This is a genomic window from Desulforegulaceae bacterium, from assembly GCA_034006035.1.
In the GTDB taxonomy this organism is placed as follows: domain Bacteria; phylum Desulfobacterota; class Desulfobacteria; order Desulfobacterales; family JACKCP01; genus JACKCP01.
The window spans coordinates 355307-366541 of record JAVETN010000001.1 but is presented as its reverse complement, the minus strand read 5'-3'; the positions used below and the strand labels follow the sequence as shown (position 1 = coordinate 366541).

Genomic DNA, 11235 nt, shown 5'->3' with positions numbered 1-11235 from the left:
AGCTATATCCTTGACAACTGAGCCAGTTTTCTTTCAACAAAGGCTTTAAACATAAGTCCAAACTCTCTTACTCTGATAAAAAAATAAAACAAAAAAATAAAAGTAAAAACACAATATAAAATTTCATTTAAAAAAGAATTAAAAGCTTTTTGCCTAAAACTTGAATCAAAAAAACATTGATAATTTGAAACAAAGATAAAAAAGCAATTGATAATAACACCAGCTACTCCAAAGCATATTATAAAAATTCTATTACCAAGATTCAAGTATGAAGAACTGAGTTTGATCATAAAAAAAAACCATAAATATGAAGACAGATAAACGCCAAAAGCCCCACCAGACAAAGAATCTTTCAGGTATCCAGCAAGCAGACAAATAAAAAAAACCTTAAAATCATTATCTGAAATATAATAATAATAAAATATCCAAGGAAGAAGAATATCGTAAAATCCAAAATTGTTTAAAAAAAATGATTGGATTAAAATAAGAAATGAAAAGAAAAAAATATTAAAAAAAATATCAGCCATCTTTTCTTTCAGGCGAGGGATTAAAAAGAATAAGAACTTCCTCCAGCCTTTCAAAATCTACAAAAGGCCTTACTTCCACATCTTGAAAAATTCCAGAATCCCTGCGTTTTACATTGATTACTTCCCCGACCCTCAGTCCTTTTGGAAAAATTTTATCCATCCCTGAGGTAATCAGATGATCCCCTGGCTTGACTTCAAATTTTCTCAGAAAATATTTGAACAAACAAATGTTTTCACCAGTTCCAGAAACAACCCCTCTGCCTCTGGAGCTTTGAACCAGGCAATCCACCCCACTCATTCTGTCAGTAACAAGAAGTACTTTCGAGTAATTTTTAGAAACACTGACAACCTGCCCTACTATTCCTTCTGGAACTATAACAGGACAGCTGACTAAAACACCGGACTTCCTGCCCCTGTTCAAAATAATTGTATCAAACCATTTTCCAGAATCCCTTCCCACAACTTCAGCTGCTATATATTCAGATTTAAGTTTTTTACCAAATTTAAGGAGTTCTCTAAGTCTTTCATTTTCAAGCATAAGCTCTGAATGTTTAGTTTCTCGAGCTTGAAAATACTTAAGTTCTTTTTCAAGCTGGCTGTTTTTACCTCTGACATGCACAAGAGCAAAGTAATTATCCCAAATTTTATTCAGATTTCTGCTCCCTGTTACTATAAATTTTTCAATCGGACCAAACAAATCAAGGCCGAAAGCACCAAGTCCCTGGATTTTACCTCCTCCACGACCGGCAGCAATCAAGGCTGAAATGTTTATAAACAAAAATATAACAATCAGGGGCTTAATAATTTTTTTTCTTGAAAACATAATATTTGGATTATCAAAAAACCATAACCTCCCTTAAAATTTCTATATTTTCAAGGGATTCGCCCGCTCCTTGTGCAATGGTTGAAAGAGGGTCATCTGCAACCTTGATAGGAAGACCGCTTTTTTCCATTAAAAGCCTGTCAAGATTTTTAAGAAGAGCTCCCCCGCCTGTAAGAACAATGCCCCTGTCAACAATATCAGCAGCAAGTTCAGGAGGGGTCTGCTCAAGGGCAATCTTAACGGTTTCTACTATTGCCTCTATTTCCTCAAGAATTGAAACTCTTATCTCTTCTGAATCAATTGCAAGAATTTTGGGAATACCTGAAACAAGATCTCTTCCCTTAACCTCTATGGTTTCAAGATTTTCAGGATCTGGATAAGCATTACCTATGGTAGTTTTTATTATCTCAGCTGTTCTTTCTCCTATGAGAAGATTATATTTTCTTTTGATATACTGCATGATTGAAGCATCCATCTTATCTCCAGCAACCCTCAATGAACGACTGTAGACAATACCAGCAAGAGAAATAACAGCAACCTCTGTTGTTCCTCCTCCAATGTCAACAACCATATTACAAGTAGGCTCTGTAATAGGAAGGCCCGCTCCAATTGCGGCAGCCATGGGCTCTTCAATTAAAAAAACCTCCCTTGCTCCAGCTTGCTCAGCAGATTCTTTTACCGCCCTTTTTTCAACTTGAGTTATGCCCGAAGGAACAGCTACAATTACCCGAGGCCTTAAAAAATTACGCCTATTATGAACATTCTGGATAAAATGCCTCAACATTGCTTCTGTAACTTCAAAATCAGCAATTACACCATCTTTCATCGGTCTTATTGCTGTTATATTTCCAGGAGTTCTGCCAAGCATATTTTTGGCCTCAAGCCCAACGGCAAGTACTTTATTCTTTGCCCTGTTATCAGTTCTCACTGCAACAACTGAAGGTTCGCTTAAAACAATACCCTTGCCTTTTACATAAACAAGGGTATTTGCTGTTCCCAAATCTATGGCAAGATCACTTGAAAAAGCACCTAATAGTGAATCAACAAAAAAGTTCATGCTTTTATTACCTCATTTACGAATCTGTTATTAAGATTAATAAGGTGCGGAAAGAAACCTGATTTTTTGCAGCTCATACTCAAAGCAAAAAAACAATTTCCGAGCAACAACCAATCTAAAAAAATTCAGTTTATAATTTAATCCAGCTGCCTCATATTCTAATACCTATACAAAAATTTATATACAAAAATAAAAAAACACCTCAAGAATATGAAAGGGTTCTGGATTTTCAAGGTTAGTTTATTCGAACAGATAAAGCTGAGAAATCTAGCTAAGACTTAAGCCAATTCAAATATTTTTGAACATTAAAAAATCCTTTAAATTAATCTATTGTCCCGCTACCAGAAAAAAAACTTCTTTACAAGAAGAAAAAGATTAGACCAGATTAGAGATTAAATTATGAAGCTTTGGCCTAAACTCTTTTATTTTCTCATTGTTATCCCCGCAAAACACCCTATTTGTCAACAATATTATCCACCGGTTAAACTCCAGATCCACCCAAAAAGAAGTCCCGGTAAAGCCAAGATGTCCCACAGTATTTAATGAGAAAGAATCACCACAGGAAGAATTTGAATAGGACTTTCCATCAAAACCTAAAGCTCTTCTGTTTTTTCTTATTTTGAGCATTTTTTCAGTAAAATCGTTTTTTAAAACTTTATTTCCAGCTCCTAAAAATGAACCAACCAGCTCATTTAAAACACAATGAATATCAATACAGGTACCAAAAAGCCCTGAATGCCCGTCTTCTCCTCCAATGGAAAAGGCATTGTCATCATTTACTTCGCCTTTAAGATGTCTTTTCCTGAAAGATGAAAATCCGGTTGAGCAAAAATCTTTTAAATTTTTTTTAATTTTTGACCCATAAAACAACTCAGATCCAACCTTGTCATAAAAATTATTTTTAATATATTGTGAAATATTCATCCCGGAAACTTTTTCAAGAATGTTTTTGAGAACCATAAAGCCAAGATCACTATACAAGGTTTTTGTTCCCGGAAGACTGATCAAAGCCTCCCTTGATATCCAGCCAATCCTTGCATTTTCCCTTTCATCAAATGGAAGGAAACAAAGTTTTTCATAATAATGTTTGTGGGCTGGAAGGCCGGAATTGTGAAGGAGTAAATTCTCAAGCTTTATAAAATTTTTCCCATTTTTGTCAAAACCCTGAACAAACTTTGAAACATAATTATCTGGAGAAATTTTCCCTTCCTGCCAAAGTAATTGAAAACAAATTGCAGTAGCAAGCGGTTTAGTTAGTGATGCAAGATCAAAAACTGTTTTTAAGGTTGTTTTTTCTTCTTTTTTATCACAATTGTAACCGTAACTTTTATAAAACATTATTTCAGAATTTTCTGCCGCAAGAACTGAAGCTCCTGTAAAGACTTTTTTTTCAAGGGCTTTTAAAAAAAAATCGTCCACTCTTTCAAAATTATACATAAACTACTCTTTTGGAAAATGAGTCGATTTCAATCTTTTCACCCAACACCAGGGGGTTATTTGTTGAACCGTGGCCAAAACAATTTAAAAAAACAAAGGGAATATTTTTGAAGTTTTCCAAAAGGATTTCAAAAATAAGCTCCATCTTGCCACATCCCTCAAAGCTGCCGGCTACTACTCCTCTTATCTCCCTGAAACATCCACAAAGACGCATTTGAGTTAGCATTCTATCAATTTTATAGGGTGGCTCATTAACATCTTCAATAAACAAAACCTTATTTCTAAAATCAGGAAGATAGCCTGTTCCGCAAAGACTTGAAAGGGAAGTAAGATTACCTCCTCCAAGAATTCCACTGGCTTTGCCAGGATTAATAAAGATAGGCTTAGTTGATAATTCTTTAAAAATTTTACCTTTGAATATATTTTCAAGGAAGACTGAATCTGATTTTTCCAATTCAGATAAATTTGGACCATGAAAAACAATATTTTCAGTTTTCTCAGCTATCAAATTCAAAAGAATTGAATTATCACTATAACCCATAAAAAAACCATTAAATTGTTCAATTTCAGAAAAATCTATCCTGTTAATTATTCGTAAGACCCCGTATCCTCCCCTAGCAAAAATTATACCTTTAATATCTTCTTGCCTTAAAAGGCTTAAAAAACCCTCAAGCCTTTGATCATCACTGCCTGACATATACCTTCTGGATTTTTCAATATTATCTGAGTAAACCAGGGAATATCCTAGGTCTTCCAAAAATTTTTCCCCATTTAATGTTGCTTTTAGATCGGTTTTACCGGAAACAGAAGCTATACCAATTTTATCACCCTTTTCAAGGGATTGAAAAAGCCTTTTAAAAACCATCTTTGTCCTGACACTTAAAATTTGTCTTGTAATTTATCTTGACAACTTAAATGCTGCCTTGCTATAAGTCTTTGTTCATAACAGTCGGGGCGTAGCGCAGCCTGGTAGCGCACTTGCATGGGGTGCAAGGAGTCGCAGGTTCAAATCCTGCCGTCCCGACCAATTCAATTAAGCTCCAGCCAATTTAAACAAAAAAACTTAAACCATTCCTTAATATTCTCTTTAGGTTAAATGACCTGACTTCTTAAACAAGCCAAGAGTTAAAAATTTTAATAAATTTTTCTTTTAGAAAAAGAAGAGCCAATAACATTAAAAGTATTTTCAACTATAAACAATGCATTTTCGTCTTCAGTAAAAACTATTTCTTCAAGTCTTTTGAGCTGAACATTATTTATAACTGTCATAAGAACGTTTTTAGGCTGCCTCATATAAGCACCATATCCATTGATAAAAGTTGAGCTTACCCCAAGGTTTTTTATTACTTGATCAGCAATATAATCAGAAAAATCAGATATGATAAAAACAACTTTCCTCTGGTTAAAGGCAGATAAAACGTATTCCAAAGAAATTGAAGTAAGAAAAACAAGAATTATTGACGCAATAACTACGTCTGGCTCAATAAACATAAAACTGATTCCAAAAACAATTAAATTAAAAAACATATAGGATTTCCCAAGTCCAATGTTAAACTTTTGATAAAGAATAATGGCAATTATATCTATACCGCCGTTGGAGCCAAGGCTTTTTAAAACAATTCCTGCTCCTATTCCGCAAATCACTCCTGAAGTCAAAGCAGCATAAAACTGGTTAACAATTCCTGTATCATGGGTTATTAGTTCATAGGCTATGGTAAGAGCTATGGTGGCATATAATGTATAAGCCATAAATCTTTTGCTTATATATATAAACCCAATAACAACAAGAGGAATACTTAAAACTATAAACCAGAGCCCTGGAGTAAGGGTCCCTGAAAAATAGTAAGCCAGAGTGGCAAACCCAAACAAACCACCAGGAACAAATCCATGGGGAACAGCTATTGCTTTTAATCCATAGGAAAAAAGTACCGACCCTGTTGTAATAAGAATTAAATTCCACCAAACTGAGTAAGAATAGTCACGAAGAGCCACAACTTCCTCCGGTTAAGTTTTAGTTTTACGGGAACAAACCCTTTAATGGTAAAGATTAGCAAAATAATTTTACAGGACTGGTGTGCTCTTAATTTTACTTTTGAGTTTGGGATTTATACTCATCGGTTTTTTCTATAAGCTCTCTATGAAGCACAAGAACAGCTTTGTCAAAATCTTTTTCATTTACTATGAATTGCATATCAACCTGTCTCATGCTCTGATGAACAGCAAGAACATTAATACCTTTTTCATACAAAGCCTTGGCTGCTGCTGCCAAAAAGCCAGGAATTGACATATTGCTTCCAATGGCTGAAACCATTGCCACCTTTTTCACTGATACTTCTGCAGAAGGGTATTTTTCTTCGATCCCATTAATAAGTTTGTTGATCTTTTCAAGAGAAGCAGTGACATAATGGGTGATAGTGTTTGCATTAAGGTTTTTTGCTACATACCTGATTTTAGAGTTTTTAAAAAGCTCTGTTACAATAAAATCCCTGTCATACTGCCCCACAGTATCTTGATCAAAAACCTCAACTCCGTATAAACTCGGTCTTCCAGCTATTATTTCCACCCTTGATTCAGAACTTTTATAATCTCCCCTGATCAATGTTCCTGGATGATTTGGTTCAAAAGTGTTTTTTATTCTCAAAGGAATCCCAAGCTGCCTGAGTCCTTTTGCAGCTCTTGGATGGATAGCTTCCATTCCAAGATCGGAAAGCTGATCTGCAACATCATAATTGGTTTTGCCTATGGTTCTTACTTTATCTTCGCCAACAACCTTGGGATCCCCGCTGCTTAAATGAAATTCTTTATGAATTATTCCTTCAAGAGCATTGGTGACACAGGCAATCTTTGAAAAGGTAATCTCACTATAGCCCCTGTCATAAGTATCCATTATACCTTCCTTACATCTTGTATATCCTGTTGCTATGGGAAGCTCGGAAGAAAGATCCATTTCCTTGAAAAAACATTTTATTTTTTCATCAAAACCCATGTTTTCACCTTCCATCCAGCCTGTAAGATCTACAAACCTTGAATTAATCCCCATATTTTTAAGTATAAGAAAACTATTGTGCGCACTATGAGCTTCACCAAGAGCACTGAGCATTTCCCTAATTGCACTTAAATGCTCTACTAATTGAAAATTACCAAAAGAACACAACCTGGTAAGATCTATGAGACAGCTCCTTACACCTTCTATTCTTTCTTTGACAAACCTGTCTGCAAGCTGAAGATCAAGGCCTAAATGCTCAAAGGAAGCATTGATCTCACACATCCTCGCACCAACACTAGTTATTGCATCTCCCCAGGCCCATGAATCATTTCCATTTGAAAAAAGCCCATAAACTCCGGGTTCACTTGTTTTTTTATGCTCGAGCAACATGTCTGTAATCCCGGCATAGGCAGAAACAACAAAAATCCTGTTATAAATATCTTCCTTGTCTTTAAGAATTATATTATTCAAGGTTTTCTCAAAATCTGACATAGAAGTTCCGCCAATTTTTTCCACTGTATGAGATGTCATAATTAACTCCCTGGAATTTTTTAATAATTTTTTAATAACTGCTAAAAATTAAAAAGGTTGTTCAGCTATAATGAAACCGATCCTAAATTGTTTCTATTTTCGAAGCTGAAAATTTGTATGGTTACAAAAATATTTATAAAAACTGGAAATGATTTTTTAGGTAAGCACAATTAACAATGTTTTTAATGTTGACTTGGACAGACAAATTGTTGAATAAATCAGAGTGTATAAAAATGTAAAACATAACTAAAGTCTTAAAACTGCTCAATATTTTACCAAAACTAATTGAACAGAATAAAAAAACGACCCTTCAAGTCCCCGCTGTTAAATTCTTGATAAATTTATTCACTAATATCAAAGATGAAACAATTGTCAAGACTGGATTAATTGACCAAATACCCATTTAAACCAATTCTGGAAGAACCCTGTTAAGCTTAAATTTAGAATTATTTCAAAATCCTTATTTTATGAGTTTTTCTAAGATTTTTCCATAAACTCTTGATTATCACCTCGGCTATTTCAAATTCTTCCAAATTTTTTTTGCCTGAAATTTCAATGCAGTCGTTTAAAAGAAAATTATTTTTAGGCCAATAATATTTTGACAAAATAGTTATTCCAAAAACCAGCAAAAGATCTGGAAGCTCAGTTTCATTCATTTTAGATATAAGTACCCTGTCTCTTAAAGGCAAAGTGCTTAACAAATCCTCAACAACAGACTGAACCGAAAAAGAGCTGGATGAGTAATCAGGAACCTGAGCCCGAATTGGAGAAATAAGTCTTTCCGGATTAGTTTTCATTAAAAGAAGATATATAAGTGATTCAAAAATCCCCTGAATAAGCTCTGTTTTATCTGATTTGATTCCAGCATCGGTTTTAAACATTAAAGCAGAAATTCCATTTTCAAAAACAAATTGCCCAATTTTGTCTGACATCTTATGAATATGAGCAGAACTTATATCAAGAAAACAAAAAGGAAGATTATCTAAAAGACAATAATTTTTAAATTCCATATAACAATCATCTTGAGGAAAACCTGTTTCAGACAAATATACCAAACCATCAGCAGATTTAATATTTTTAAAATCAGCGTCTTTTTCATCTAAAACTTTTTCAAGACCAAATTTTTCATGATTAAATTTAAGGTTTTTAGGACAATAACCTTTTGTTTCAATTTTGTATTTTAAGGCCAGCTCAAGAATTTTTTTTTCTGACTCTGAGATTCCGCTGCAAACTATTGTTTTGATCATAGAAACCTTATTTCCCTTCTCCAACTGGATCTTGCAAAGACTTTTCTTGTTTTTTGACTGATTACTATGTATTTATCTTCACAAAAGCTGATTACCAGCTTTTTTAACTACCCACAAACTTGGGAATTGACTCTTTCAAACAAAACATTGAGAATTAAACTATAAATATTTACAAGCAACTCCAAGGAATGAAATTATGATATTTCGAAGAAAAAGTAAAAAGAAATCAAATAACCAGGAAAACTGGATAAAAAAAGATCTTAAAAAAGAAACTAAAAGTTCACCCATTTCAGAACCAAAAGGCTTTTTTTCCTCTCTAAAAAAAGGCCTTTCCAAAACTCGAACAATTTTAACAACTGATCTTGAAGATTTATTCACAGGAAACAAACTTAATATCTCCCACCTTGAAGAACTTGAGGAAAAACTTATATCTTCAGATTTGGGAGTAAAAACATCAATGGAACTTATCGCCCTTATTGAAGAAAACGAATCAGAAATCAAATCTCCAAAAGAACTAAAGGAGTTTATAAGAAAACAGCTTTTATCTTTCATGAAAAAGCCTGAAAAAAAACTTTATGGAAGCCCCCACGTAATCCTTGTCACCGGGGTTAATGGTGTTGGTAAAACAACAACAATAGGAAAACTTGCCTATAAATTTACCAATGAAGGAAAATCAGTTCTTATAGGTGCCGCCGATACATTTAGAGCTGCTGCAGTTGAACAACTTGAAAAATGGGCAAAAAACTCAGGAAGTGATTTTGTAAAACACAAAGAAAAAACAGATCCTGCTGCTGTTGCCTTTGACAGTATTGATGCCGGTATTGCCAGAAAAAAAGACGTAGTGATAATTGATACCGCAGGAAGACTTCACAATAAAGACAATCTTATGAAAGAACTTGTAAAAATAAAGTCAACTATTAACAAACGCCTTGAAGGTGCTCCCCATGAAGTTCTTCTGGTGGTTGACGCATCTACAGGTCAAAATGCTCTTAACCAGACAAAAACATTTAATGAGGCTGCAAAAATAACAGGGATTATTATAACAAAAATGGATGGAACAGCTAAAGGTGGAATTGCTGCTGCAATTCAAAAAGAGTTTAAAATTCCTGTTGATTATATTGGTGTGGGAGAAAAAATTGAAGACCTCCATGAATTTGACCCTGAAGCCTTTCTTGATGCAATCCTTAACTAAACAATTTATTTAAGAGAAATTCAATCTTAAATTCAGGAAAGCTTATTTTTGAACTAGTTCAATTGTAAACATTGGCTTTACTTCTCAACCAATGATGCAATAAGCTTTTCCTGGCTTTCTCCAAGCTGATTATTCATATAATCAGTTCTAACCTGAACAAGGGTTTTAAAAGTTTCCAACTTGCCCCCGACTATGGGCCTTCCTCTTTCAGACTTTAGAGTATTAGGGTCAACTGGTTTATTGTTTATTCTAACCTCATAGTGAACATGAGGACCTGTTGCTATTCCGGTCTCTCCAACTTTTGCTAGAATCTGACCTTGATTAATTTTTTCACCTTTTTTTGCAATAAGAGAGTCACAATGCCCATAATAAGTTTTATAACCATTTGGGTGCTTTAAAATTACAAGATTACCATAACCATTCTGCCAGCCTGAAAAAATAACAACTCCATTGGCTGTTGCAAAAATAGGGGTTCCCTTGGGTGCTCCATAATCTATTCCTGTATGGGGTTTATATTTCCCTAAGACTGGATGAAACCTTCTAATTGAAAAAGAAGAGGTCAAAACTCCAAATTTTACAGGAACTCTTAAAAACATTTTTCTTAAAGGGCTTCCTGATTCATCATAATAGCCCTTAGTTTTTCCATCATCAAAATAAAAAGCTGAAAAAGAATCCTTAGAGCCAATATATCTTGCAGCTAAAATCTTTCCATATCCGCAAAAACTCTGATTAATAAACTTCTTTTCATATAAAATCTGAATTTTATCATTTTTTCTTGGATAAAGATAAAAATCAATATCCCATGAAAAGATTTCGGCAAACTGGGCCGCAAGAGCAGGGCTTTCCCCTGATTTTACTACGGCTTCATAAAAACTGGAATTTATTTCAAATTCAGAGGTTTCTACTGTGATATCGGGCACTATTTCTTTTTTTGAAACATCAAAAAAATCACTTTCATTTCTTACTGCAACAAACTGGTTTTCAGGATCTGTTTTGTATACAAATTTTTCAATCAAACCTTCATTGTTTGTTTTTGCACTGAATTTATGTACTGGCAAAGAATATCTAAAATCAAAAGAATCCTTAAAACTTACTGAAAGTTTCATAATTTCTTTTGATGAAATACCAAAGATTTTTAATTTTTCATACAAGGTGTTATTTTCAAGTTTTACATTTAATAGATCAAATTCCGATAAATCATCAGCAGCCAACTCCAAGGCTGATGAATTTTCTTTATTTAAATCAGAAGAAGCAAGAAGTGTTTGTAAACTTTTCTCATTATCATTATTTACAGGCCCAAGCTCAGTAAAGGCTTTTGACCCCTTTTGAAATGAAAAAAGAAAGATAAATATAAAAAAAAACAGAATAACAAGAGTGATTTTGACAAGAAAACTTTGTTTATATATTTTAAGAACCATTTTTTCCCTTGATTTAT

Annotated in this window: 10 protein-coding genes and 1 tRNA gene; 2 read left to right on the top strand and 9 right to left on the bottom strand. The window is 33.8% G+C overall.

All coding sequences use genetic code 11. The annotated features are described in order from the left end of the window. Positions 1-2 precede the first annotated feature (2 nt). From RBR53_01720 to RBR53_01700, 5 genes are all read right to left on the bottom strand, one after another. Entirely contained in the window at positions 3-527 is a 525-nt protein-coding gene (locus tag RBR53_01720; protein ID MDY0131361.1) for a hypothetical protein, read from the bottom strand. Then, positions 520-1350, bottom strand: a complete 831-nt coding sequence (gene mreC / locus RBR53_01715) for a rod shape-determining protein MreC (protein ID MDY0131360.1) — start codon at positions 1348-1350, stop codon at positions 520-522. The genes RBR53_01720 and mreC overlap by 8 nt, the downstream gene beginning before the upstream one ends. A gap of 13 nt (positions 1351-1363) precedes the next feature. Further along, positions 1364-2407 carry a rod shape-determining protein gene (locus tag RBR53_01710; protein ID MDY0131359.1) on the bottom strand — a complete coding sequence of 348 codons (1044 nt, stop codon included), beginning with the start codon at positions 2405-2407 and terminating at the stop codon, positions 1364-1366. 375 nt (positions 2408-2782) lie between these two features. Beyond that, entirely contained in the window at positions 2783-3844 is a 1062-nt protein-coding gene (locus RBR53_01705) for a serine hydrolase (protein ID MDY0131358.1), read from the bottom strand. Beyond that, entirely contained in the window at positions 3837-4709 is an 873-nt protein-coding gene (locus tag RBR53_01700; protein MDY0131357.1) for an LD-carboxypeptidase, read from the bottom strand. Before RBR53_01700 ends, RBR53_01705 begins: the two co-directional genes overlap by 8 nt. An 85-nt stretch (positions 4710-4794) precedes the next feature. On the opposite strand from RBR53_01700, the gene RBR53_01695 reads away from it, so the two are divergent. Next, positions 4795-4871 (top strand) — tRNA-Pro (locus RBR53_01695). Positions 4872-4978: 107 nt separating this feature from the next. Here the strand turns inward: RBR53_01695 and RBR53_01690 are convergent. The 3 genes from RBR53_01690 to RBR53_01680 all read right to left on the bottom strand — a co-directional run bounded on the left by RBR53_01690 (position 4979) and on the right by RBR53_01680 (position 8608). Next, positions 4979-5836 carry a YitT family protein gene (locus tag RBR53_01690; GenBank protein MDY0131356.1) on the bottom strand — a complete coding sequence of 286 codons (858 nt, stop codon included), beginning with the start codon at positions 5834-5836 and terminating at the stop codon, positions 4979-4981. A 94-nt stretch (positions 5837-5930) separates the two neighbouring features. After that, complete coding sequence (locus RBR53_01685) at positions 5931-7361, bottom strand: aspartate kinase (protein MDY0131355.1); 1431 nt, start codon at positions 7359-7361, stop codon at positions 5931-5933. Between the two features lie 446 nt (positions 7362-7807). After that, positions 7808-8608: a hypothetical protein gene (locus tag RBR53_01680; protein ID MDY0131354.1), complete on the bottom strand. Its 801-nt coding sequence runs from the start codon at positions 8606-8608 to the stop codon at positions 7808-7810. Between the two features lie 196 nt (positions 8609-8804). Between RBR53_01680 and ftsY the strand changes: the two genes are divergently transcribed. Then, complete coding sequence (ftsY, locus tag RBR53_01675; GenBank protein MDY0131353.1) at positions 8805-9800, top strand: signal recognition particle-docking protein FtsY; 996 nt, start codon at positions 8805-8807, stop codon at positions 9798-9800. Between the two features lie 77 nt (positions 9801-9877). Here the strand turns inward: ftsY and RBR53_01670 are convergent, their stop codons facing one another. Continuing rightward, on the bottom strand, positions 9878-11218 hold the full coding sequence (locus tag RBR53_01670) for a peptidoglycan DD-metalloendopeptidase family protein (protein ID MDY0131352.1): 1341 nt from the start codon (positions 11216-11218) through the stop codon (positions 9878-9880). Positions 11219-11235 lie beyond the last annotated feature (17 nt).